Raw genomic sequence first — 24,014 nt, forward strand, 5'->3', positions numbered from 1 at the left:
CTGCGTAGCGGTCTTGCGTCCGGATTGCTCTAAGCCGTCGCTTCCGAAAGCAGCCAGCGCCGGAACGCTGCGACCGCCGGGCGCTCCAGCGCTGTGCCTGGATAGACCAGATGGTAGGCAAGCTTGCTTGTGAGCCCCAGTGGAAAGGGTGCCACAAGCCGGCCTTCGGCAAGCTCCTTCTCGATGAAGGAGCGGCGCATCAGCGCCACACCGAAACCTGACTTCATCGCTTCGAAAGCGCCATTGCCGTCGCTGAAGATCGGACCGCGGGAGGCATCGACTTTCGTTGCGCCCGCGGCCGCCAGCCAGAGCTGCCAGTCGCGGCGGTAGACGTCGTGGATGAGCTGATATCTGGCGAGATCGTCGGGCGAAGGATCTGCGCCAAGCGCTGTGGCAATTGTCGGTATACAGACCGGTACCAACTCGTCATCGACCAGCCGTTCGCTGATCAGCCCTTCGTAGCCGCCAAGTCCATGGCGGATGGCGAGATCGATTCCATCGCGTTCGAAATCGAACATGCGATGGGAGGCGCTGATGCGGACATCGATGTCCGGATGCATGTCCTCGAACCGCTGAAGCCGCGGCAGCAGCCAGTGCGTTGCAAAACCTGCCGTACAGGTGAGCGCCAGCGCATTGCCGCGCCGCCGTGCGGTCAGCGATGCCGTTGCCTCGCGCACGAGCTGGAAGGCGGTGCGCAACGTCGCGAAATAATCGCGGCCTTCCGCGGTCAGCAGAATTTGCCGGGTCCGCCGCTCGAAAAGCGAGACGCCGAGCGAAGCCTCGAGGTCGCGGATCTGCAGGCTGACAGCGCCGGGCGTGACATGCAGCTCATGTGCCGCCTGTGTCATGCTCAGGTGACGCGCCGTCGCCTCAAAGGCGCGCAGGGCCGATAGCGAGGGCAGCGGATCATTCATGGTTTAGCTCAGCTCAATCATAGAAAAAGAAATGCTCGTTTGTCAGGTGATAAGGAATACTAATAAAAACTGATATTTCTGGCAAATATGCGTGGGTGCGCCGCGAAGAACGCTTTAGCAGAATTCGATAGAGGAGATTGTCATGGCACTGCAGAAATCCATGGGCGCCGTAGAATGGGCCATGCTGATCGTCTTGTCGCTTCTCTGGGGCGGGTCCTTCTTCTTCAACGGCATTCTCGTGAAAACACTGCCGCCGTTCACGATCGTGACTGGACGTGTTCTGCTTGCCGCTATCGCGCTCAATCTGATCGTGCGTGCCATGGGCCACGCCATGCCGCGCGACAGGCAGAGCTGGATCGCTTTCTTCGGCATGGGCTCTTGAATAATATGATCCCCTTCTGCCTGATCGTCTGGGGCCAGACGCATATTGCGAGCGGCCTTGCGTCGATCCTCAACGCCACGACGCCGCTCTTCGCCGTGATCGTTGCCCATGTGCTGACGGCGGATGAAAAGTTGACGGTAAACCGTCTCTTCGGCGTGATCGTCGGATTTGCCGGCGTTGCCTACATGATCGGCTTCGACGCTTTGAAGGATCTCGGCTCGAACGTGCTTGCCCAACTCGCGGTCCTCGGTGCCGCCTTCTCCTATTCGCTGGCTGGCATCTGGGGACGGCGATTCCGCCGGATGGGCCTTGCGCCGCTCATTCCAGCCGCCGGACAGGTGACGGCTTCGACGGTATTGATGCTGCCGATCGCCCTGGTCGCCGACCAGCCTTGGACGCTCGCCATGCCCTCCGCCGAGACTTGGCTGGCGCTATCAGGCCTTGCGATCCTCTCGACTGCCGTGGCCTACGTGCTCTTCTTCCGAATCCTGGCCACGGCAGGTGCCACTAACCTGATGCTGGTGACCTTCTTGATCCCCGTCAGCGCGATTCTTCTCGGCGCGGCGGCTCTCGGCGAGCAGTTGCAGCTCAAGCATCTGATCGGCATGGCCCTGATCGCGGTCGGCCTTGCGGCGATCGATGGGAGGCTCGTCAATCTGGGGAGGAGACGCGTCGCCTGACGGTTCAGCAGGCGAGGTCCGCAACGACGGAATCAAGGATGAGCATGCCTGCCGGCGTACAGCGCAGGCGGGAATTGCCGATCCGCTCGATGAAGCCGTGCTCCAGTAAAAACTCTTCGCGTTTCGGATCGGGATCGCGGCCGGAAAGCTGCTGCCAGCGGGCAAGGTCGACGCCTTCCTTCAGACGCAGCCCCATCAGCAGCAATTCATCGGCCTGCTCATCGAAACCGAGACGCTCTTGCTCGATGATGCCGTGCCCGTCGCGTTCGACGAGCTCCAGCCAGGCTTCCGGCTTGCGTTCCGTAGCAGTCGCGATCTTTTCTGGCCCGCGTGTCAGGCGCCCATGCGCGCCGGGGCCGATGCCGGCATAGTCACCATAGCGCCAGTAGGTGAGGTTGTGGCGGCTCTCCGCGCCGGGTCGGGCGTGGTTGGACACTTCATAAGCCGGCATACCTTCGCGCTCGGTGATCTCTTGCGTGGCTTCGTAGAGCGCCGCCGACTGGTCTCCGTCAGGCACGATCAACTTTCCGGCCTTGTGGAGACCGTAGAACGGTGTGCCTTCCTCGATGGTGAGCTGATAGAGCGAGAGATGGTCGACAGCGTAGGAAATGGCTTCTTTGAGTTCCCGCTCCCATTCTTCCACCGTCTGGTTCGGGCGGGCATAGATCAGGTCGAAAGACATGCGCGGGAAGATGTCGCGCGCGAGCTTGATCGCCTTCAGCGCATCGGCGACATCATGCAGCCGACCGAGGAATTTAAGATCGCGATCGTTCAGCGCCTGCACGCCGAGCGAGACACGATTGACACCTGCGGCGCGATAGCCGCGGAAGCGTTCCGCTTCGACGCTGGAAGGATTGGCCTCCATCGTGATCTCGATACCGTCAGGAACGTGCCAATGCCGCGAGATGCCACCAAGGATCGCGTCGACCGTTTCCGGCTTCATCAGCGAGGGCGTACCGCCGCCGAGAAAGATGCTGGTCACCGTCTTCGGCCCGCTCATCTGGCGGGCCGTTGCGATCTCCTTCAGGAAGGCCGCGACGTAGCGTTCCTGATCGACTGGCTGATGCCGGACATGGCTGTTGAAATCGCAATAGGGACACTTCGCCGCGCAGAAAGGCCAATGCACATAGATCCCGAAACCGGGCTCACCGGTATCGGGCAGAAGCTTTGCATCGCGCATCAGTGCAGGCGACTCGATCATGTTCAAAGCTTGGCCTTATGCTTCCAGGCAGGTTTCGACAAAGAGCTTGAAGGCACGGGCACGGTGCGACAGAGCCTGCGGCTTGCCGATATTCCATCCGTGCTTTTCTTCCGCGCTCATCTCGCCGAAAGTGACATCATAGCCTTCCGGCTGGAAGACCGGATCATAGCCGAAACCCTGTATTCCGCGCGGCGGCCAGGCGACCGTGCCTTCCACTTCGCCGCGGAAAAGCTCGGTATGGCCATCCGGCCAGGCAAGGCAGAGCACGCTGACGAAACGGGCAGTGCGTTGCTCGGGCTTGGTGGCGCCGGCCATTTCCAGTGCTCTCTCGACCTTCTCCATGGCCATGTTGAAATCGCGGCTGCCGTTACCGGTCTCCGCCCAGTCGGCCGTGTAGACGCCGGGATCACCGCCGAGCGCATCGACTACGAGGCCTGAATCATCAGACAGGGCCGGCAGGCCGGAGGCTTGCGCCGAGGCGAGCGCCTTGATCGTCGCGTTCTCCTCGAAGGTCGTCCCGGTTTCCTTCGGTTCGATGAAATTGAGCTCGGCAGCTGATTTGGCGGTAAAGCCCAGCGGCCCGATCAGATCCTGGATCTCGCGGATCTTGCCCTGGTTATGGCTGGCAACAACAATGGTCTTGGTTTCGAGCTTACGCATAAAATATCCTTATTCCATGCCCCAGATTTTCGCTTCCGCGCATTCCAGGCTGTTGCCGCTGGGATCGCGGAAATAAATGGATCGGCCGCCCTGCGGCCAGTGAACCTCGGATTCGATAGCGGTGCCGGCAGCCTTCAGCTTCCTGGCCATCGCATCGAGATCATCTCCCGAAACCCTGAAGCAGGCATGGCCCTTTCCGGTCGTGCCATGCGGCGGAACCTGCAGGCTGTCAGGCGCCGGCGGCTTCACCGTTTCCTCCGGGTTGAAGATCAGAAGCACGCCCGGCCCGCAGCGGAAGAACACATGGCGGTTGCCCGAACGTGTAATCTTCTCAAGGCCCAGCACATTCCCGTAAAAAGCTTCGGCCGCATCGAGATCGGTCGCGTAAAGCGCAGTTTCGAGAATGCCTTCGATGGGTTGTGCCATTGCCCGCCCCTTGTCCGACCTCGCCCCCGGAAGCAGGGACAAGGAAATTCACTGGCGAGGCTTGAATGGAAGCCTCAGGCGATCGCCTGCTTTTGCAAGTCGACCAGTTCGGTAATGCCTGCCTTGGCAAGGCCCATCAGCGAAGAGAATTCCTCCTCGGTGAAAGGCGTGCCTTCTGCCGTGCCCTGGATCTCGACGATGCCGCCGGCTCCCGTCATGACGAAATTGGCATCGGTCTCGGCTGAGGAATCTTCGAGATAGTCGAGGTCGATGACTGGCTGGTTGGCGAAGATGCCACAGGAAATCGCCGCGACATGATCCTTCAGCACGCGGTCGGCCTTGATCATGTTGCGGGTTTCCATCCAGCGCAGGCAGTCGTAAAGCGCAATCCAGCCACCGGTGATCGAGGCCGTGCGCGTGCCGCCATCTGCCTGGATGACATCGCAGTCGAGCGTGATCTGGCGTTCGCCGAGCGCAGTCAGATCGACCACGGCGCGCAGCGAGCGGCCGATGAGGCGCTGGATTTCCTGCGTGCGGCCGCCCTGCTTGCCGGCAGCGGCTTCGCGCTTCATGCGTTCGCCGGTTGCGCGCGGCAGCATGCCGTATTCGGCCGTGACCCAGCCCTTTCCGGTGTTGCGCAGCCACGGCGGCGTCTTGTCTTCCAGGCTTGCGGTGCAGAGCACATGCGTATCGCCGAACTTCACCAGGCAGGATCCCTCGGCATGCTTGGAAAAATTGCGCTCGAAGGAGACCTTGCGCATCTGGTCGGTTTTTCTGCCTGAAGGCCGCATTCTCTTCTCCTGAAACAGGATGCCGAAAAGCGGAAGCGCTTCCCGGCAATTCCATGCATGCATTGTATCGTCGCCCGCTTCTACGATTGGCTGCGCGCATTTGCAAATTCCCTTTTGCCACGGGGGGCAGATTGGCTATATTTCCCTGATATCATTCAGTGCGGGTGCGAAAAGTTCATGAGCTACAGGTCGACATCAATTTCGGATGCCGTGGCCGCGCTGGATGAACGATCCAAGGAAATCTTCCGGCGCATCGTCGAAGGCTATCTCGAGCATGGCGAGCCCCTCGGTTCCCGCAACCTCTCGCGTCTTCTGCCCATGTCACTGTCGCCCGCCTCCGTGCGCAACGTCATGAGCGACCTGGAGGAATTGGGGCTCATCTATTCGCCGCATGTCAGCGCCGGCCGCCTGCCCACGCAGGTGGGCTTACGTTTCTTTGTCGACGCCTTCATGCAGGTTGGCGATCTCTCGGCGGAGGAACGGGCCAGTATCGACCGACAGGTGCGGGCTGGAAACCGCGACAATCCTGTGGAATCGATGATGAACGAGGCAAGCCGCATGCTCTCGGGCATTTCGCGCGGCGCCGGTCTCGTCATTACCTCCAAGAGCGATTCGGTGCTGAAACATGTCGAGTTCATCCGCCTGGAGCCCACCAAGGCACTGGCGGTGCTTGTCGGCGATCACGATCAGGTGGAAAACCGCATCATCGAGCTGCCCGCAGGCGTCACCTCTTCGCAGCTCACCGAAGCCGCCAATTTCCTCAATGCGCACATGACCGGCCAGACGCTGCCGGAATTGCGCCTGCAATTGAGCCGGCTGAAAGATGAAGTTCGCCTCGAGCTCGATGCACTGTCGCAGGATCTCGTGGAGCGCGGTATCGCCGTCTGGGCCGGCAGTTCGGACGAGTCCAAGCCGGCACAGCTGATCATTCGCGGCCGCGCAAACCTGCTGGAAGGTGTCGGCGGCACGGAAGATCTCGACCGGCTGCGCCTGCTTTTCGACGATCTCGAGAAGAAGGATAGCTTGATCGAGCTCCTGAATCTCGCCGAAAGCGGACCCGGTGTGCGTATCTTCATCGGTTCGGAGAATAAGCTCTTCTCGCTTTCCGGCTCCTCGCTCATCGTTGCTCCCTACCGCGACGACGATGACCGCATCGTCGGCGCGGTAGGCGTGATCGGCCCCACACGGCTCAATTACTCCCGCATCGTGCCGATGGTGGATTATACGGCTCAGCTCGTGTCGCGCCTTTCGCGCGGTTCTCTCTGATCGCTCGTGCGGAACCGGCGGAATTTCAGCTTCTTCGTCACGCAGACTTGATTTTTTCCGGCCAAACATCGATATCGGGCGCATCTGAGAAGACACCAACCGGAGACCGTCATGACCGATGAAACGACGCAGAACGGACCTGACGCAGCTGCAGCGGAAGCCGCAGCCGAAGCTGCCGCAAACGTCGAGAATGAAGCCGTGAAGGAAGCTGTTGCGAGCGAACCCGATCCGCTTGAGCTTCTGAAGGCTGAAAATGCTGAACTGCGCGACCGCTATCTGCGGCTCGCTGCCGAAATGGACAATCTGCGCCGCCGCACGGAGCGCGAGGTCAAGGACGCCAAGTCCTATTCTGTCGCAGGCTTCGCCCGTGACATGCTGGCCGTTTCGGACAACCTGCGTCGCGCGCTCGATGCTATTCCGCCGGAAGCCAAGGCTACTGGCGATGCCGGCCTGACAACGCTGATTGAAGGCGTGGATATGACCGAGCGTTCCATGCTCTCGGCACTCGAGCGCCACGGCGTTCGCAAGCTGGAGCCGGTCGGCCAGAAGTTCGACCCGAACTTCCATCAGGCGATGTTCGAAGTGCCGAATACCGAAGTGCCGAACAATACGGTCGTGCAGGTGGTGCAGGCCGGTTTTTCCATCGGCGAGCGCGTGCTGCGCCCGGCGATGGTCGGCGTCGCCAAGGGCGGTCCGAAACTCGTGGAAGCCGAGGCCAACTCGGTGCTGGACGAGAAGGACGCCTGAGGCGACAGGAATCCTGACAATGAAGAAAGGCCGCGCGAGCGGCCTTTCTTGTTCCTGTAGCCTTGCTGGATCATATCCGCGCGAAGCGCTCGATCAGCAGATCGAAAAAGCCGTCGGCATCCACGTGGCGCATGACCTTCGCATTGCGCTTGCGGTCGGTCACATGCCACCAGTCGACGACCGTCATGCCGACAGTCAGTTCCGACGTCACTTCGATCTCGACATTGCAGTCCCGGCCCTTGAAGAGTTCGGGTTTCAGCAGATAGGCGACCGTTGTCGGGTCGTGCAGCGGGCCGCCGTCCGAGCCGTATTTTTCTATGTCGAAGCGCTCGAAGAATTCCAACATCTCCACCATCGCCTTGGCCGGCGGAGTTCCGATCTCGGCCATGCGCTTCACGCGGTCCTTGCGGGTCAGAAGCTGGTGTGTCACGTCGAGCGGCATCATGACGACAGGCACGCCCGAGCGGAACACGATATCGGCGGCTTCCGGATCGACGTAGATGTTGAATTCGGCGGCCGGCGTGATGTTGCCGCCTTCAAAGAAACCGCCGCCCATCATCACCAGTTCCCGGGTACGCGTGATGATATCAGGCGCCTTCTGGAAGGCCATGCCGATATTCGTCAACGGTCCGAGCGTACAGAGCGTGACGGTGCCTTCCGGTTCGCGTCGCAGCGTTTCGATGATGAAGTCGACGGAATGCTGCGCCTGCAGCGGCATCGTCGGTTCGGGAAGTGTCGGGCCATCGAGCCCTGTCTTGCCATGCACGTGCTCGGCAGTGACCAGTTTGCGCGCGATCGGCCGGTCGGCGCCGGCAAAGACCTTGATGTCGATCCGCTTGCAAAGTTCGCAGATGATGCGCGCGTTGCGGCTTGTCAGAGACAGCGGCACGTTGCCGGCGACGGTGGTGATGCCCAGCACGTCGAGCTCTTCCGGGCTGCCGAAGGCCAGCATGATCGCGGCGGCATCGTCCTGGCCGGGGTCGGTGTCGATAATGATCTTTCTCGGTTCTGCCATCCGGGTAGTTCCATCCTGTGGTGCGCGTCGCTCTAGCATGCACCTTCTCATTGTCTTCATGCTCCCGTCGCAAATCAGCACATCGCGCCGGGGCATGTTTTGATGGGGGGCGCTACGTCCTTTGTCAAGGAAACGGTCTCATGAGGCTTTACCTTAAAATGCGAGAGGCCTGACCGACGGCTATCACGCCTTGCAGCGGGCAACCGTCGTTCCCATATTAACGGGTACCCGGATGCTGCATGTGAGGTCCGGAGAGGTCGCTTGCATCAAGGACTTTGGAAGATGAGCCGCATCACCCCTTTCGCCAGCCCGCTGCTTCTGGGCTTCGATGCCATGGAAAAGACGCTTGAGCGTATTTCCAAGGCGAGCGACGGATATCCACCCTACAACATAGAGCGTATCGCCGCAGGTGACGACGCGCCCGAACGTCTGCGAATTACGCTTGCCGTCGCCGGTTTCAGCGAAGAAGAGCTTGATGTGTCCACTGAGGAGAACCAGCTTCTGATCCGTGGCCGTCAGCTCGATCAGGGCGAGCGCGATTACCTCTACCGCGGTATTGCGGCGAGACAGTTCCAGCGCACCTTCGTTCTCGCCGATGGCATGCAGGTTTTAGGCGCAAGCCTGAAGAACGGTCTGCTCTCTGTCGATCTAATTCGACCGGAACCGGCGCGCATGGTCAAGAAAATTAACATTTCGGTTTCACAGTAGCACAACGGTTTGTTGAACCGTTGGTCCCTTCTCCCGGAGGAACAGGAATGTTGATGAAAGAAGCCACGTCGCGTCTGACCAAATCCGAACTTGCCGGCATCGGCAATGGCGAGGTCGCCTATATCCGCAAAATACGTACCGAAGAGGTTGCCAAGTGCTTCCCCGAGGCGCCGGATATCGATCCGAACGTTGATCTCTGGGCATTGTTCGGCGCCGATGGTACACCGATCCTGCTGACGGACAACCGCTCGAGCACCTTCTTCAAGGCTGCCGAAGACGAGCTGAAGACGGTCAGCCTGCATTGATCACGACCGGTCTGCCGCAGGGGCTGGCCGTCGGAATGCATGTGTGAAGAATGGTAATGGGCGATGCGAGGGACCCATGCTGGTCCCTTGCCCATGCGTATAGCCGCCTTCCAGCGTTTTCCCATTTTTGACGACGCGGAGGCCGCGGCCGATGTGATATTGAGCGATTTGCTCTGGGCCGACGCACATGGCGTCGATCTCGCCCTCTTTTCCGAATCCTATCTCCAGGGACATAGCTACCGGCAGAGCCTGATTGAGCGCCGTGCGGTATCGCTCGACAGCCCGGTCTTCCTTTCGATCCTTGAAAAGCTCGCACCGACAAGGGCAACTGCCGTCATCGGCTGAAGGCGTCGAGGATGTCGTGATGGCCGATTTGCCCTGAAAGCTCACATTTAAGTAGGTTCAGACGCGCCTGAAGGTGAGATAGGCCGAGGAGCGGCCTTCACGGCGGGCCTTGGCTTCATAGCGGGTGCTCGGCCAGCCTTCATAGGGCGTCAGCCAGTCGGCGGCATTCTGCGCCATCCATTCGAAGCCGCCATGGTCGCGGCATTTCAACAGCGTCCAGTTCACATAGGTGTCGATATCGGAGGCGAAGCAGAAGTGCCCGCCCGGCTTCAGCACGCGGTGAAAACGATCGAGATTGGTCTTCGAGACGAAGCGCCGCTTCCAGTGCTTTCGCTTCGGCCAGGGATCGGGATAGAGCAGGTCGATCTGATCGAGGCAGTTATCGGGAAGCCAGTCGAGAAGTTGCGTCGCATCGTCATTGTAGACGCGCACGTTGCGCGCACCTGTTTCATCGACACGCGCCAGCAGCTTCTGCATGGAGTTGATGAAGGGCTCGACGCCGATAAAGCCCGTTGAAGGCGTTTCCAGCGCGCGGTGGATGAGATGCTCCCCGCCGCCGAAGCCGATCTCCAGCCGCATCTTTTCGACCGCGACGGGGAAAAGCTTCTTCAGCGGCTCTGGGGGAGCCGCTGAGAGATCGACAATGAATGCCGGGAGTAGGGTAGCGAGCCTTTCGGCCTGCTGTTCACGCAGAGCCTTCCCCTTGCGGCGACCGAAGAAGGCTTCGGTCGCCCGGCCCCGGCGCTCCATGTCCGTCATGCAGCAGCCTTGGTCCTGACGGCATCCTTGAGCGCCTTCACGAGGTCCGTGCGCTCCCAGGAGAACGAGCCGTCTCGGCCGGCCTTGCGGCCGAAATGGCCGTAAGCCGAGGTCTTGGCATAGATCGGCTTATTGAGGTCGAGGTGACGACGGATGCCCGACGGCGACAGGTCCATGTTCTGACGGATCGCGGCTTCGACCTGATCTTCGGAAACACCCTTGCCGGTGCCGTGCAGGTCGACATAGATCGACAGCGGCTGCGCGACGCCGATGGCGTAGGAGAGCTGGATCGTGCAACGGTCGGAAAGGCCGGCAGCGACGACGTTCTTGGCGAGGTAGCGCGCAGCATAGGCGGCAGAACGGTCGACCTTGGTCGTGTCCTTGCCGGAGAATGCGCCGCCGCCATGCGGAGCAGCACCGCCGTAGGTGTCGACGATGATCTTGCGGCCGGTGAGGCCGGCATCACCATCCGGGCCGCCGATGACGAACTTGCCGGTGGGGTTGATGTACCACTTGCAATCGTCGGCGATCTTCAGGTCGCCGAGGGCTTCGCGGATATAGGGCTCGACGACGCTGCGAACCTTCTTCGAATCCCAGCTTTCGTCGAGATGCTGGGTGGAAAGAACGATCGAGGTGGCTTCCGCCGGCTTGCCATCGACATAGCGTACGGTCACCTGGCTCTTGGCGTCGGGGCCGAGCTTTGCGACTTCGCCTTCGCCCTTCTTGCGGGCAGTGGCGAGCAGCTGCAGGATCTTGTGGGAATAGTAGATCGGCGCCGGCATGAGGTCAGGGGTTTCCTTGCAGGCGTAGCCGAACATGATGCCCTGGTCGCCGGCACCTTCGTCGCCCTGCTGGTCGGCGGCGCTGTCTACGCCCTGGGCGATGTCGGCCGACTGCGAGTGCAAGAGCACGTCGATCTTGGCCTTCTTCCAGTGGAAGCCGTCCTGCTCGTAGCCGATGTCCTTGATGGCGCGACGGGCCGCAGCCTTGAACTTCGACGGGTTGATGACGTCCTTGCCGTCCTTGTCCTTCTTCATCAGGCTCGGCGGCAGGCGAACTTCGCCGGCGATGACGACGCGGTTGGTCGTTGCGAGAGTTTCGCAGGCAATGCGCACGCCCCACGGATTGACGCCCGTCTTTGCCGCTTCGCGGTAGACCAGATCGACGATCTCGTCGGAGATGCGGTCACACACCTTGTCCGGGTGACCTTCGGCAACAGATTCGCTGGTAAAGAGATAGTTCGCGCGCATTCCGGGATTCCCCTCAAAGAATAAAAGCAGCCTAGTAGGTACTCAGTTCGTGCCTGAATGACAAGCACAGAAGGACATAAATATATCTTTATATCTGCGGCGAAATGACAAATTTTGCCCCAAAAACGCAAAAAGGCGGCCTTTTGGGCCGCCTTGAGTTTTTCCGAGCTTTGGGGACGCTCAGTCGGAGTCGGCTTCCGCCGCCAGTGCTTTCACCAGCTCGACGACCTTGCGACGAACCTTGGGATCGGTGATCTTCACAAATGCACGGTTGAGCTGGAGTCCCTCCGAAGAGGAGAGGAAATCGACGACGTAGTTCGAGCTCGAGGCTTCCGACATGCCGGTCACGGCACCGGAATGTTCTCCGGGAGCGTCTTCGAAAAAGAAGGAAACGGGAACGTTGAGGATGCTCGAAATATTCTGGAGGCGGCTGGCGCCAACGCGGTTGGTGCCCTTTTCGTATTTCTGGATTTGCTGAAAGGTGATGCCGAGGCTTTCCCCGAGCTTTTCCTGACTCATCCCCAACATGGTACGGCGAAGTCGAATGCGGCTACCGACATGGATATCGATAGGATTCGGCTTCTTCTTATTTTCAATCATGGTCGTGCCCTAGCAAAGAAAAATTCAACCTTGTTCTAACCGGCATGCCCTGACCTCATTCCGTAACGCCACGTTGCAAGTCGCGATAACCCACCCTGAAGCATACGTTACTAACGCCGATTGCTGCCACTATGCAATTTTAGGGGTTTTTGGTCAATTCAACCTGAAAATAAAACCCCTGCGTGAAATTAGCGCAATGCCTATCAGTAACGTTTCAGTCAACCAGAAGTACGCTTGGCGGGGATAGGGGCTTCCTTTGTTTTTTTCAAATCCATCGAGAGTTGCATCAATAAAGCCGATTTCGTCCAATTTAAGACCTGAAACGATTTCGCCACGCGCGTCTACAACCGCCGAAATTCCGTTATTCGCATCGCGAATCAGCGGCAAACCGGTTTCGACCGCCCGTACGCGTGCCTGCTGGAAATGCTGGTAGGGACCCGGTGTTGAGCCGAACCAGCTATCATTCGTGATGTTGAGAATGGCGTTCGCTTGGCCGATGTCGCCGGTCATTTCGTCCGGGAAGATGATTTCGTAGCAGACGAGCGGATAGAGTTTCAGTCCGCTCGGAAGCTCGAGCAGATGCCGGCTGGCGGCCGCCGAAAAACCGCCCGGCATCTCCACCACATTCTGGATACCGAGTTCGTTGAGCATGTCCTCGAAGGGAAGATATTCGCCGAAGGGAACGAGATGCACCTTGTCGGAGGCGGCGACGATCTGCCCCCGGCCGTCGATCACATAGATCGAATTGTAGTAGCGGGTGGGATAGCCGGGGCCGAGCTCTTCGGCGCGCACGGCGCCCGCAATCAGGATCTGGTCGTCGTCGAGCGTATCGGCAATCCGCGTCAACGCATCCTTGTTATCGGTGAGGATGAAGGGAATCGAGGTTTCCGGCCAGACGATGATGTCGGGCTTCCTGCCGCCTTCCTTGGGAGCTTCCGTCGAAAGCTTGAGATGTGTCTCGAAGATCGCCTCGCGATCCGCATCATTGTCCATCTTGACCGATTGATCGATTGCCGGCTGGACCAGGCGAACGACAGGCCGCTTGTCCTCGGGTAACGCCTCGGGCTTCGGGGTGAGATAAAGGATATAGGCGCCGTAACCGAGATGCGCTGCAAAGAGGATTGCCGCGAGACTGACGCCGAGTTTCGCTCCCTGCCGGGTTCCGATGAGGGCAGGAGCGGCAAAGACGAAGACCGAGAGAGCCGTCACCCCCATGGTGCCGATCACATGCGCGGACTGCATCATGAGAGGCATGGGCATCATGCCATAGCCGATGGCGTTCCACGGAAAACCGGTGAAGATGAAACTGCGTACCCACTCAAGCAGGCCGAAGCTGGCAGCAAGTGCTGCAATCCGCCCCATGCCGTCGGACCAGAAGATACGCGCAAGTGCTGCAGCCAACCCATAAAAGATGGCAAGGCAGGATGGAAGCCCGAGGACTGCGAGCGGCAAGGCCCAGGCAAACTCGTCTGAATCGATCAGCAGTGCATGCCCAAGCCACCAAAGTCCGGCGACGAAATAGCCGAAGCCGAACAGCCAGCCCGTGGCAAAGGCCGGCCAGAGCCTGCCGAGAAGGCTGCTTTCCGGTGAGGCGGCCGCTCCGTCGATCAGCCAGACGAGCAGCGTGAAGGAAACGAACATCGCGGCGAAGAAGCCGACGGGAGGCAGTGCCAGGACGCCAAAGGCGCCTGCTGCGATCGCAAGCGTTGACCGTTTGAAACCCCAGACGAGGATAGTCCTGTCCGCAAGCCGCTCCATGCGCACTCCCATCAAAGCCGCGAATCAATCCAGTCGCAGTCTTTCAAAAAAGCGCGCGCTTGTCGTGTTACGGAACGGTCAGTTTGCGGTCGATTCCGCCGGCCGGTCGTCATTTCCGTCGCCAATGGGCGGCCCGTCACCATCCGCCTTGACGCGGCGGCGGATTGCCTGGCGCTTGCGTGTGATGCGCACCCGCTTGATGCGGCGCGGATCGGCATCGAGGATGTGGAACTCGAAGTCGGGCAGGGCCTGGACGACTTCGCCGCGCACCGGGATGCGCCCCAGTGCCGAGAAGATCAGACCGCCCAGCGTATCAACCTCGTCGATCTGTTCGCTGATGTCGAAATCCGGGCCGATGGCTTCGGCAATGTCCTCGAGTTCGACACGGGCGTCGGCAACGAAGACATCTTCAGAAACGCGCTTGAACATGACTTCTTCATCATCATGTTCGTCGTCGATATCGCCGATCACCATCTCCACGATGTCTTCGTGCGAGGCAAGGCCATCGGTACCGCCATATTCGTCGATGACCAGCGCCATCTGCGTGCGGTTTACCTGCATGCGACGCAGCAGATCGGAGGCCAGCATCGAGGGCGGCACGAAGAGGATCTGCCTGATAATGCCGGTTTCGGCGAGCGTCTTCTGCAGGTCCACGCGTCCGAGGTCGAAGTTCGGCTTGGCCGAGCGCGGCGCCTTCTGGATGTTTTCCGGAGAGACCTCGATCGCCGGCGCGCCTGCCGCCGGCTTCGTGCCGCTGCGGCGCTTGTTGCGCGCCTGCTTGGCGATATAGGAAAGAAGGTCGCGGATATGCACCATGCCGCGCGGATCGTCGAGCGTTTCGGCATAGACCGGCATGCGCGAGCGGCCGCTTTCCTCGAAGAGGATCATCAATTCGCCGATGGTGATGGTCTGGTCGACCGCCTCGATATCGGCACGCGGCACCATGACGTCGGCGACGCGCACTTCGCGGAAGCGCAGGATATTATGGAGCATCGCCCGCTCATCGGGCGAAAAGGCATCGGCCGCTGCCGGGTCGGTCATCAGCGCATCGGCGATATCTTCGCGCAGGCGCGAACCCTGTTGTGGTCTTAAGATGCGCGCAGCGCGCGACCAGAAGGATTGCGGTCGGTGTCGACTACTGCCACCCTCGTCGGAAGAGGAGGATTGGTCCGAGTCCTTGGCGTCTGACGCCGGCTTCGTTGAAAAGTCGCTCATGGTTCCATTTTAAGGTCTTGACCCTCGTAGGGGTCAGATAGGCCGAGTACTGCCAAAATGCGAGTCTCCAGCCCCTCCATAATTTCGGCTTCGTCATTATTCATATGGTCGTAGCCGAGCAGATGCAAGAAACCATGCACCATAAGATGAGTGAGATGATCGTCAAAGCTCTTTTCGAGCTCTCGCGCCTCGCGCTCTACTGTTTCTAGGGCGATGATGATATCGCCGAGCATCGGGCCGGGCATTTTGCCGGGTTTGACCGGGAAGGCCGGAAATGACAGCACGTTGGTCGGCTTGTCCTTGCCGCGCCATTCCGCATTGATGTCCTGGATGGAGGCATCGTCGGTAAAGACGAGCGAAACTTCCGGCGGCATCTTCGGGAAGGGCTGCTTTTCCTCTTCCCGCAAATAAGTGGCCGCCGCACCCAGTACGCGTTCGCCAAGGGCATGCAACACGTCTTCGGCGGGCCAGCCCATGTCCTCGATGCTGATCTGTATGTCGAGCTCGGCCATCAGTCCTGCCGGCTGGCCTCTTCGTTTGCCGCTATATAGGTTGCGTCATAGGCCTTGACGATACGACCGACCAGCGGATGGCGCACGACGTCGACATCCTTGAAGCGCACCATCGAAATGCCCTCGACATCGTTCAGCAGATGCAGCGCTTCCACGAGGCCGGATTTGACGCCGCGCGGCAGGTCGATCTGGCTCGGGTCGCCGGTGATGATCATCCGCGAATTCTCGCCAAGACGCGTCAGGAACATCTTCATCTGCATCGCAGTGGTGTTCTGCGCCTCATCGAGGATGATTGCAGCGTTGGCGAGCGTGCGTCCGCGCATAAAGGCGAGCGGCGCAATTTCGATGACGCCGGCGGTGATCGCCCGCTCGACCTTGTCGCTCGGGATCATGTCGTAAAGCGCGTCGTAGAGCGGGCGCAGATAAGGATCGACCTTCTCTTTCATGTCGCCCGGCAGGAAGCCCAGGCGCTCGCCGGCTTCGACCGCCGGTCGCGACAGGATGATCTTCTCGACGGCGCCGCGCTCAAGAAGCTGGGCCGCATGGGCGACGGCAAGATAGGTCTTGCCCGTACCGGCAGGGCCGACGCCGAACACCATCTCCGAGCGCTCCAGCGCCCGCATATAGGCATCCTGTGTCGGCGTGCGTGCAATAATGGTCTTTTTGCGCGTCGAAATCTGCGCCATCGTCAATTTGGCTTTTTTCTCCATCGTCGGCAGCGTGAGCTGGTCGTCGGCGGCAACCGCCATGCGAATTGCGCCTTCCACATCTGAATGCTCCACACTGCCGCCTTTCTGGAGTTTTTCATAGAGGTAATCCAGTGTGCGCCGCGCCTGATTGGTCGCCAGCACATCGCCAGTAATGACAACGGAATTACCGCGCGCCCGCGCATCGATATTGAGCCGCTGTTCCAAGAGCTTCAGATTCTGGTCGAACTGTCCGAAAAGTTCGCTGGCGAACCGGTTGTTCTCGAACGTCAGGACGAAGTGATTGGCGTCGCTCGCAATGCGTGGGTGGCGCGGTGAAGTAGAAACCAATTCCTGTCCGTTCAAGCGGTCGAGCTCCCTGGGTTAAACCTCAGCCTCTGCGCGTTCGGCAAACAGGCTGTTGGTTCCGGTTCCTGTGATTCGCACTTTAATAATGTCACCGATTTGCGATGCTTTTGCATCAACATTCACGGACTGCAGCCACGGTGAGCGTCCGATGAGCTGTCCAGGCATGCGGCCCGGCTTTTCGAGGAGAAGATCGATTTCCTTGCCGATGCAGGACTCGTTGAATTCCTGCGTCTGCTTGAGAAGCAGCGCCTGCAGGCGTTCTAGCCGTTCTGCCTTGATATCTTCCGGCACTTGGTCCTTCAATTCCGCCCCGGGGGTACCCGGCCGCGTCGAATATTTGAACGAGAAGGCCTGCGCGTAACGCACCTTCTCAACGAGTTTTAGTGTATCCTCAAATTCCGCATCTGTCTCCCCCGGAAAGCCGGTAATGAAGTCGCCGGAGAGGGCTATGTCGGGACGCGCCTTGCGGATGCGCTCGATGAGGGAGAGGTATTCTGCTGCCGTGTGCCGGCGGTTCATGGCTTTGAGAATACGGTCAGAACCCGCCTGAACCGGCAGGTGCAGATAAGGCATCAGCGTGCGAAGGTCGCGATGCGCCTCGATCAGCCGATCATCCATGTCGCGTGGATGGCTGGTCGTGTAGCGAAGCCGCGCAAGGCCGGGGATATCGGCAAGCCGGTAGAGCAGGTCGCCAAGGCTCCACTCCTCGCCCTTCGGGCCGAGGCCATGCCAGGCATTGACGTTCTGTCCAAGAAGGGTGATTTCGCGCACGCCGCCATCGACGAGCCGCATTGCCTCTTCGACGATCTGAGAGACCGGTCGCGAGACCTCGGAACCGCGCGTATAGGGCACGACGCAGAAGGTGCAGAATTTGTCGCAGCCTTCCTGCACGGTCAGGAAGGAAGTCACGCCGCGGGCACGGATCTTCGGCGCCTCGGCAATCGGCAGGTGCTCGAACTTGTCCTCGATCGCATATTCCGTATCGACGACGCGATGGCCTTCCTTGGCGCGGCGCAGGGCTTCGGGCAGGCGGTGATAGGTCTGCGGGCCGATAACGACATCGACAGCCGGTGCGCGACGCAGGATTTCTTCGCCTTCAGCCTGAGCGACGCATCCAGTGACACCGATCATCATCTCGCGGCCGTCGGCAGCCTTGCGTTTCTTCATCTCGCGCAGGCGCCCGAGCGCGGAATAGACCTTCTCGGCGGCCTTCTCGCGGATATGACAGGTATTGAGCAGAACGAGGTCGGCCTCTTCCATGTCCTCGGTCGGCTCATAGCCGTCGCGCGCAAGAGCATCGCTCATGCGCGTCGAGTCATAGACGTTCATCTGGCAGCCATAGGTCTTGATGAAAACCTTGCGGCTGTTGGAGCCATCGCGGAGAGAAGTCTCCGGGGCAAGAAGAAGGGCGCTGTCCTGGGTCATGGCGCGCTATTTAGTGGTTTTTGACGCGCGAGAAAAGGGACTCTCGCCTCAGGCGATGTCGCGGCCGCGCAGACTGCTGTTCAACAGGTTGCGGATGCGGGCGGAGATCGTCGTGCTGACCGCCTTCCGATTGGTCTTCTCGCCATATTCGACCGCCTCGCCAAAGGAAACTTCGACGTCGATCGCCCCGCATTTCAGGATGTCGCTGAGATGTGGCAGAAGCTCGATATCGCCGGGCCAGGCCGCAAGCGGACGATGGTAGCGGCCCATGGCGATACCATGGACCTGCGTATAGGCGATCGACACTGGCTGGACCATAACCATGCCGGTGGGGGAGTGGGGCACCGCCATGGCAGCCGCGCCGAAGAGCGACGATTTGACCTCCAGCAGGCGATTGCCGTCGGAGGTCGTTCCCTCGGGAAACAGCACGACGATTTCGCCGTCTGCCATGCGGCCGGCGATCTCGCTCGCCTGATCGCCGGTGCGGCGTTTTTCCTCTCGCACCACGAAGACGCTCTTCTGCAGCTTGGCGAGGGTGCCGAAGATCGGCCAGTCGCGCACCTCGATCTTGGCGATGAAGGCGACGTCGGCAATGGCCGACATGACCATGATGTCCATCCACGAGGAGTGGTTCGAGCAGAGCATCAGCGGACGGCGGCTCTCAAGCGTGCCGCGCACGCGAATCCGGATGCCGAGACAATAGCAGACGATGCGATGCCAGCGCCGGGGCAGTGTGCGGCGCAGCTTCCAGTCAAAATAAAGCGCCAGGACCTGCAGCGGCATGAGCAGAATGCTCGCGACAATGATGACGGTAAGCGCGAAGGTAATGCGCAGCCAGACGATCAAATGCGGCGCTCCCGGACTGCCATCCTATCAGATTTCGTCTTTCTTCAGCGGGATGCCGTACAGTTCCAGCCGATGATCCACGAGCTTGAAGCCGTGTTCGCGGGCGATGCGTTCCTGCAATGCCTCGATTTCCGGTGAGCGGAATTCGATGACGACGCCGGTCTTCAGGTCGATCAGGTGATCGTGATGTTCTTCGGGAACCGTCTCGTAGCGGGAGCGGCCGTCACGGAAATCATGCCGGGCGATGATGCCGGCATCTTCGAACAGCTTCACCGTACGATAAACCGTCGAGATCGAAATCTTGGCGTCGACCTTCACGGACCGGCGGTAAAGCTCTTCGACGTCAGGATGATCTTCGGAGTCCTCGAGAATGCGCGCGATCACGCGGCGCTGCTCCGTCATGCGCATGCCGCGTTCAGCGCAAAGCTCCTCAAGGGTCTTGGCTTCGTCAGTCATGGCTGCCTTCTCGTTATTCCTGTCGAGAAGGGAACTACCGAAGAACGCGCTTCATGACAAGCGCCGTGGAGGTAGCCCCATTGGCGTCCTTATAATAGCCCTTGCGTTCGCCCGCCTGCTCGAAGCCGAGCTTGCGATAGAGGCCAAGGGCGGCGGTATTGCCGTTGTCGACTTCCAGGAACATGTTCTCGCCGCCACGAAGACGCGCCTCGCGCATGGCGGCCTGCATCAGCCGCCAGCCGAGGCCGCAGCGAGCAACCTTTGCCTGCACGGCAACGGTCAGGATTTCGGCCTCGCCCGCCACCTGGCGCGCAAGGACGAAGCCCGGCAGAGTCTTTTTCAAAATGGCATTGGTCTGGCGGGCGACGAAGCCGAAGACGGTGTTCTGCGAAAGTAGGCTGTGGAATTCGCCGTCACCCCAAGGGCGCGCGAAGCGCTCACCATGCAGCACGGAAACATCGAGGCAATCCTCCGGCTCCATGGCGACGATTTCGAATTCCGGCTTCAGCGTCAGGTAGGCTTCCAGCATTGTCATACTCTTGCAATCGCATATCCGGCCTGTGGTTTGGCATCGGGTCCGCGCAGATAAAGGGGTTTCGGCTTTCCGGAATTCGGGCTCGCGGCCGCACCGAGGCGTGCCACGATGGAGATCGGGAAGGAGTTGACCTGCTCGCCTGCCACATCGGGCTTCAGGAGTGGTGTCGCCGAACCGGTGATCTCACCGTCGAAGCCGGCGGCAAAGGCCTTGGCCTCCGATACGCTCACCGCACGCGCCTCGTCGAGCGGCGTGCCGTCGGCTGCGAAGGACTGGAGATAGATTTCATCCCGCTTGGCATCGATTGCCGCAAGCACGGGCCGGCCCGGCATCTTTTCGCGCTGGGCAGCCGCCATGACTTCGAGTGTCGTGATACCGACGGCTGGCACATTGAGGGAAAGTGCAAAACCGCGGGCTGCAGCAACGCCGACGCGGATACCGGTGAAGGAACCGGGTCCTATGGTGACGGCGAGGCGGTCGACATCCGAGAGCGTGACGCCCGCCTGATCCAGCGCGCGGTCGACGATACCCATCAGATGTTCAGCATGCCCCTTGCCGATCATGTCCGATGCCTCCCCCAGCACCGTATTCCTGCCGCTGTCATAAATAGCGGCAGCGCAATCTACACCTGCCGTGTCGAGCGCCAGAACGATCATGCCATCAATTTCCGAATAAACTATTGTCGCCTATCCATAAATCCGTCTGGCCGAACCGGATATGAACAGCCGGACGCACCAGAGATTTTTAAGCGGCAATCACTTCCTGCACTTCCGGAACGAAATGGCGCAGCAGGTTCTGGACGCCATGTTTCAGCGTTGCCGTCGAAGACGGGCAGCCGGAGCAGGAGCCCTTCATGTTCAGATAGACCTTGCCGTCCTTGAAGCCACGGAAGGTGATGTCACCGCCATCCTGGGCAACGGCCGGACGCACTCGGGTCTCCAGCAGTTCCTTGATGGTAAGCACGATCGATTCATCGCCTTCGTCGAAGAATTCATCGCCCGCATCGACATCTTCCGAAAGGATGGAAGCGTCGCCCATGACCGGTTTGCCGGACATGAAATGCTCCATGATCGAGCCGAGAATAGCCGGCTTCAGGTGCTGCCACTCGGCATTGTCCTTGGAGACGGAGATGAAATCATAGCCGAAATAGACGCCGATCACGCCCGGAATTTCGAAGAGACGGGCAGCGAGCGGTGAAGCTTGCGCCTCATCGGCATTGCGGAATTCGGCCGTGCCGTTTTCCATCACGACCTTGCCGGGAAGGAACTTCTGCGTGGCTGGGTTCGGCGTGGCTTCGGTCTGAATGAACATTTCGCTCTCCATACGGCGGGCCGTGACCTCTGCCGTCTTTAGAATTCTTCAAAAGAAAATAAGCCTATTGTCCGGCCGATTCAAGAGACTGATACTCAAGAAATGGCTTAACAGAGAGCGTCGATTTCCTCGTTGGTCAGCGTATCGGGAAGCACGGTGACCGGAATGGGAAAGGCCGCTCCACGCCCCGCGACGGACGAAACCAGCGGTCCCGGTCCTTCCTTGGCGGAGCCCGCGGCAAGCACGAGGATGGCGACGTCCCGGTCTTCCTCGATGACAGCATTGATCTGCTCGGCCGAATTGCCCTCGCGGATCACGATCTCAGGCTCGATGCCGATCGTCTCGCGCACGATCTGTGCGATCTTTGCGACGGTGGCTTCCGCCTCGTCGCGGGCTTCCGCCCGCATGATCTCCTCGACGCCGAGCCATTGCTGGAAATCGCCTTCCGGGATCACGTAGAGAAGGACGAGGCCGCCATTGGAATTCTTGGCGCGCCGCCCGGCATAATGGACGGCGCGTTGGCATTCGGGTGTCCCATCGATCACCGCCATGAATTTGCGGCGATGACCTTCGAGCCGTGAGAGTCGCTTTGATACCATGGTGCCGACTCTGACACCTGTGACCGAAAATTTGCAAGCCCCCGTTTTGCACGGGAGCTCTGCATGTCGATGGGATTAGTAGAGGAAGCCGACGATTTCGCGAAGTTCGCGCATCGTCACGTCGGCGCGTGCTCGCGCGCGTTCATTGCCGTTGCGCAGAATCGCATCGATATGGCTCGTATCGCTCATCAGGCGGCGCATTTCGCCCGTTATCGGCGACAGCACCTGGACAGCGAGATCGATCAGCGCCGGCTTGAAGACGGAGAACTGCTGGCCGCCAAATTCGGCGAGGACCTGTTCCCTCGTCTTGTCGGCGAGTGCGGCATAGATCGAAACGAGGTTTTCAGCCTCCGGCCGGTTTTCGAGACCGGCCACTTCGCTCGGCAAGCCATCCGGGTCGGTCTTGGCCTTGCGGATCTTCCTGGAGATCGCATCCTCGTCGTCCATCAGGTTGATGCGCGAAAGGTCCGACGGATCGGACTTCGACATCTTCTTCGTACCATCACGCAGCGACATGACGCGCGGCGCCGGCCCGCCGATCAGCGGTTCGACCATCGGGAAATAAGCATGCACCGGCTCATCGCCGACGGTGATGTCGATCCCGTAATTCGTCTTGCGGATATGCGAAGCGTAATCGAGATTGAACTTCATCGCGATGTCGCGCGTCAGCTCGAGGTGCTGCTTCTGGTCCTCGCCGACGGGCACATGCGTGGCGCGGTAGACGAGAATGTCGGCGGCCATCAGGCTCGGATAGGCGTAGAGGCCGAGCGAAGCCTGCTCACGGTCCTTGCCGGCCTTGTCCTTGAACTGCGTCATGCGGTTCATCCAGCCGAGGCGAGCGACACAATTGAAAATCCAGGCGAGTTCGGCGTGCTGCGGTACGGCGGACTGATTGAAGACGATATGCTTTTCAGCGTCGATGCCGGAAGCGATGAAGGCGGCTGCGATCGAGCGCGTCTGCGACAGCATGTCATCATGGACGAGCTGTGCGGTCAGCGCATGCAGGTCGACAACGCAGTAGATGCAGTCGTTGCCGTCCTGGAGCTGCACGAAGCGGCGGATCGCGCCGAGATAGTTGCCGAGATGCAGATTGCCCGTCGGCTGAACGCCGGAGAATACGAGCTTCTTGAATTCACCCATGATGCTGTCCTCGATTAGGCTGGTGGAGGGCCTCAGGGCCAAAGGCCCATGTTGCTAACGCGGGCGCTTATGCACGGGCGCCCGGCCGCAATCAAGAGGCCGCGGGCGCGGCCTGTTGAATGAGATCGAAGGTGTTGCCGTAAGGATCCGAAAAGACGGCCACGGTACCGTAAACCTCATGTCGCGGCTCCTCCAGAAAGCGCACGCCGGCATCAAGCATCGCTGCGTGATCGCGCGCAAAATCGTCGGTCTTGAGGAAGAAGCCGACACGCCCGCCGGTTTGATTTCCGACGGCGGCTTGCTGTGCTTCATTTGCCGCCTGCGCCAGCAGAAAGGCGGCGCCATCCCCGCCCTTTGGCTTGACGACGACCCAGCGCTTGCCTTCCGGCTGTACTTCATCCTGAAGGCATTCGAAGCCGAGAGCCTCACAATAGAAGGCTTTGGCACGGTCATAATCGTCGACGACGAGGGTGACGAGGAACAGAGATTGGATCATGGGATCTCCAGATTCGGAAGTTTATTCCATTTGTTTGCAGAAAAATGCCCAGTTTTACGCCAAATTGATCAGTATGTTTAGCTAGAATTGAGTATAAAATTTCACAGAAAAGCTTTCTTTGAACTGAAAATCCTCTCGCCGGGCTGGCGGCCCAAGGGGCCGTCGGGATAACCGATCGGAGGGACCATGCAGAACGCCAGTTTGCTCGCCATGGCAGGCCTTTTCGCCCTACAATCAGCAACCACAGCCGTCGGTCAAGACAATCGACGGCAGACCAGCCAACTTCCCAAACACGAGACGCGCATTGCTTACACGGTGCAGACCGTCAGTGTTCGCGCCAGCTGTTTTCCGGCGCGATTGCGGGCGGTTTTGTCGCATATCGCGGCAAAGACCGGACGCCGCCCGATGATAACGTCGGGCTTCCGGCCGCATCCCCGCCGCCACGGCTCCCTGCATGGAAAGTGCATGGCAGCCGATATCAGGATTCCCGGACTGTCGGAGCGAACGATCATCGCGGCCGCAAAAACCGCGCCCGGGATAGGTGGGATCGGCAGCTACTGCAACGGCATCATCCATGTCGATGTCGGGCCGCAGCGACGCTGGGTCGATTGCTAGAA

28 protein-coding genes and 1 pseudogene are annotated in these 24,014 nt (G+C 60.0%); 7 read left to right on the forward strand and 22 right to left on the reverse strand.

What is annotated here, in order from left to right; all coding sequences use genetic code 11:
- Positions 1-29 precede the first annotated feature (29 nt).
- Positions 30-914: a transcriptional regulator GcvA gene (gene gcvA / locus FHT82_RS07415; protein WP_183727891.1), complete on the reverse strand. Its 885-nt coding sequence runs from the start codon at positions 912-914 to the stop codon at positions 30-32.
- Positions 915-1,056: 142 nt separating this feature from the next.
- Here gcvA and FHT82_RS07420 point away from each other — a divergent pair.
- Positions 1,057-1,976, forward strand: a pseudogene (locus tag FHT82_RS07420) (DMT family transporter).
- Between the two features lie 4 nt (positions 1,977-1,980).
- Here the strand turns inward: FHT82_RS07420 and hemW are convergent.
- The 4 genes from hemW to rph form a co-directional block, all read right to left on the reverse strand.
- Positions 1,981-3,183 (reverse strand): radical SAM family heme chaperone HemW, encoded by a 1,203-nt coding sequence (gene hemW / locus FHT82_RS07425; RefSeq protein WP_183727893.1) that lies wholly within the window; start codon positions 3,181-3,183, stop codon positions 1,981-1,983.
- 9 nt (positions 3,184-3,192) lie between these two features.
- On the reverse strand, positions 3,193-3,837 hold the full coding sequence (rdgB, locus tag FHT82_RS07430; RefSeq protein ID WP_183727895.1) for an RdgB/HAM1 family non-canonical purine NTP pyrophosphatase: 645 nt from the start codon (positions 3,835-3,837) through the stop codon (positions 3,193-3,195).
- A 9-nt stretch (positions 3,838-3,846) separates the two neighbouring features.
- Positions 3,847-4,263 carry a VOC family protein gene (locus tag FHT82_RS07435; RefSeq protein ID WP_183727897.1) on the reverse strand — a complete coding sequence of 139 codons (417 nt, stop codon included), beginning with the start codon at positions 4,261-4,263 and terminating at the stop codon, positions 3,847-3,849.
- Between the two features lie 74 nt (positions 4,264-4,337).
- Positions 4,338-5,054, reverse strand: coding sequence for a ribonuclease PH (rph, locus tag FHT82_RS07440; RefSeq protein WP_183727899.1), 717 nt, complete (start codon positions 5,052-5,054; stop codon positions 4,338-4,340).
- 177 nt (positions 5,055-5,231) lie between these two features.
- On the opposite strand from rph, the gene hrcA reads away from it, so the two are divergent.
- Together hrcA and grpE are read left to right on the forward strand one after the other, a co-directional pair.
- A complete protein-coding gene (gene hrcA, locus FHT82_RS07445) occupies positions 5,232-6,320 on the forward strand; it encodes a heat-inducible transcriptional repressor HrcA (protein WP_183727901.1) in 1,089 nt (362 codons plus the stop codon).
- Positions 6,321-6,431: 111 nt separating this feature from the next.
- Positions 6,432-7,067, forward strand: a complete 636-nt coding sequence (grpE, locus tag FHT82_RS07450; protein WP_183727903.1) for a nucleotide exchange factor GrpE — start codon at positions 6,432-6,434, stop codon at positions 7,065-7,067.
- A 70-nt stretch (positions 7,068-7,137) separates the two neighbouring features.
- Here the strand turns inward: grpE and FHT82_RS07455 are convergent, their stop codons facing one another.
- Positions 7,138-8,082: a nucleoside hydrolase gene (locus tag FHT82_RS07455; protein WP_183727905.1), complete on the reverse strand. Its 945-nt coding sequence runs from the start codon at positions 8,080-8,082 to the stop codon at positions 7,138-7,140.
- Positions 8,083-8,364: 282 nt separating this feature from the next.
- On the opposite strand from FHT82_RS07455, the gene FHT82_RS07460 reads away from it, so the two are divergent.
- The 3 genes from FHT82_RS07460 to FHT82_RS07470 all read left to right on the forward strand — a co-directional run bounded on the left by FHT82_RS07460 (position 8,365) and on the right by FHT82_RS07470 (position 9,440).
- Entirely contained in the window at positions 8,365-8,790 is a 426-nt protein-coding gene (locus FHT82_RS07460) for an Hsp20 family protein (RefSeq protein WP_183727907.1), read from the forward strand.
- Positions 8,791-8,837: 47 nt separating this feature from the next.
- Positions 8,838-9,095 (forward strand): DUF1150 family protein, encoded by a 258-nt coding sequence (locus FHT82_RS07465; protein ID WP_183727909.1) that lies wholly within the window; start codon positions 8,838-8,840, stop codon positions 9,093-9,095.
- A gap of 159 nt (positions 9,096-9,254) precedes the next feature.
- On the forward strand, positions 9,255-9,440 hold the full coding sequence (locus FHT82_RS07470; protein WP_183727911.1) for a hypothetical protein: 186 nt from the start codon (positions 9,255-9,257) through the stop codon (positions 9,438-9,440).
- A gap of 57 nt (positions 9,441-9,497) precedes the next feature.
- Here FHT82_RS07470 and FHT82_RS07475 read toward each other — a convergent pair whose 3' ends face one another.
- From FHT82_RS07475 to FHT82_RS07550, 16 genes are all read right to left on the reverse strand, one after another.
- Positions 9,498-10,199: a tRNA (guanosine(46)-N(7))-methyltransferase TrmB gene (locus FHT82_RS07475; RefSeq protein ID WP_183727912.1), complete on the reverse strand. Its 702-nt coding sequence runs from the start codon at positions 10,197-10,199 to the stop codon at positions 9,498-9,500.
- Positions 10,196-11,449, reverse strand: coding sequence for a methionine adenosyltransferase (gene metK, locus FHT82_RS07480; protein ID WP_183727914.1), 1,254 nt, complete (start codon positions 11,447-11,449; stop codon positions 10,196-10,198). Before metK ends, FHT82_RS07475 begins: the two co-directional genes overlap by 4 nt.
- Positions 11,450-11,629: 180 nt before the next feature.
- Entirely contained in the window at positions 11,630-12,049 is a 420-nt protein-coding gene (locus FHT82_RS07485; protein WP_183727916.1) for a helix-turn-helix domain-containing protein, read from the reverse strand.
- A gap of 153 nt (positions 12,050-12,202) precedes the next feature.
- On the reverse strand, positions 12,203-13,807 hold the full coding sequence (gene lnt / locus FHT82_RS07490; protein WP_183727918.1) for an apolipoprotein N-acyltransferase: 1,605 nt from the start codon (positions 13,805-13,807) through the stop codon (positions 12,203-12,205).
- Positions 13,808-13,885: 78 nt separating this feature from the next.
- Positions 13,886-15,022 (reverse strand): hemolysin family protein, encoded by a 1,137-nt coding sequence (locus FHT82_RS07495; RefSeq protein WP_183727920.1) that lies wholly within the window; start codon positions 15,020-15,022, stop codon positions 13,886-13,888.
- The gene (ybeY, locus tag FHT82_RS07500; RefSeq protein ID WP_183727927.1) at positions 15,019-15,534 is read right to left on the reverse strand and encodes an rRNA maturation RNase YbeY; all 516 of its coding nucleotides are present in this window, start codon (positions 15,532-15,534) and stop codon (positions 15,019-15,021) included. Before ybeY ends, FHT82_RS07495 begins: the two co-directional genes overlap by 4 nt.
- Positions 15,534-16,586 carry a PhoH family protein gene (locus tag FHT82_RS07505; protein ID WP_183727929.1) on the reverse strand — a complete coding sequence of 351 codons (1,053 nt, stop codon included), beginning with the start codon at positions 16,584-16,586 and terminating at the stop codon, positions 15,534-15,536. Before FHT82_RS07505 ends, ybeY begins: the two co-directional genes overlap by 1 nt.
- An 18-nt stretch (positions 16,587-16,604) precedes the next feature.
- Positions 16,605-18,014 (reverse strand): tRNA (N6-isopentenyl adenosine(37)-C2)-methylthiotransferase MiaB, encoded by a 1,410-nt coding sequence (gene miaB / locus FHT82_RS07510; protein WP_183727931.1) that lies wholly within the window; start codon positions 18,012-18,014, stop codon positions 16,605-16,607.
- 48 nt (positions 18,015-18,062) lie between these two features.
- Entirely contained in the window at positions 18,063-18,860 is a 798-nt protein-coding gene (locus tag FHT82_RS07515) for a lysophospholipid acyltransferase family protein (protein WP_183727933.1), read from the reverse strand.
- Positions 18,861-18,887: 27 nt separating this feature from the next.
- The gene (locus tag FHT82_RS07520) at positions 18,888-19,316 is read right to left on the reverse strand and encodes a Fur family transcriptional regulator (RefSeq protein WP_183727935.1); all 429 of its coding nucleotides are present in this window, start codon (positions 19,314-19,316) and stop codon (positions 18,888-18,890) included.
- Positions 19,317-19,350: 34 nt separating this feature from the next.
- Positions 19,351-19,851 carry an N-acetyltransferase gene (locus FHT82_RS07525; RefSeq protein ID WP_183727937.1) on the reverse strand — a complete coding sequence of 167 codons (501 nt, stop codon included), beginning with the start codon at positions 19,849-19,851 and terminating at the stop codon, positions 19,351-19,353.
- Entirely contained in the window at positions 19,848-20,507 is a 660-nt protein-coding gene (gene tsaB, locus FHT82_RS07530) for a tRNA (adenosine(37)-N6)-threonylcarbamoyltransferase complex dimerization subunit type 1 TsaB (protein ID WP_183727939.1), read from the reverse strand. The genes FHT82_RS07525 and tsaB overlap by 4 nt, the downstream gene beginning before the upstream one ends.
- Positions 20,508-20,595: 88 nt before the next feature.
- A complete protein-coding gene (locus tag FHT82_RS07535; RefSeq protein ID WP_183727941.1) occupies positions 20,596-21,162 on the reverse strand; it encodes a NifU family protein in 567 nt (188 codons plus the stop codon).
- A gap of 107 nt (positions 21,163-21,269) precedes the next feature.
- Complete coding sequence (locus tag FHT82_RS07540; RefSeq protein ID WP_183727943.1) at positions 21,270-21,761, reverse strand: universal stress protein; 492 nt, start codon at positions 21,759-21,761, stop codon at positions 21,270-21,272.
- A 75-nt stretch (positions 21,762-21,836) separates the two neighbouring features.
- The gene (trpS, locus tag FHT82_RS07545; RefSeq protein ID WP_183727945.1) at positions 21,837-22,901 is read right to left on the reverse strand and encodes a tryptophan--tRNA ligase; all 1,065 of its coding nucleotides are present in this window, start codon (positions 22,899-22,901) and stop codon (positions 21,837-21,839) included.
- Positions 22,902-22,992: 91 nt separating this feature from the next.
- Positions 22,993-23,397, reverse strand: coding sequence for a VOC family protein (locus tag FHT82_RS07550; protein ID WP_183727947.1), 405 nt, complete (start codon positions 23,395-23,397; stop codon positions 22,993-22,995).
- Positions 23,398-23,583: 186 nt separating this feature from the next.
- On the opposite strand from FHT82_RS07550, the gene FHT82_RS07555 reads away from it, so the two are divergent.
- Entirely contained in the window at positions 23,584-24,012 is a 429-nt protein-coding gene (locus tag FHT82_RS07555) for a DUF882 domain-containing protein (RefSeq protein ID WP_183727948.1), read from the forward strand.
- Positions 24,013-24,014: the final 2 nt, after the last annotated feature.

Source organism: Rhizobium sp. BK275 (assembly GCF_014193555.1).
Classification (GTDB): Bacteria; Pseudomonadota; Alphaproteobacteria; order Rhizobiales; family Rhizobiaceae; genus Rhizobium.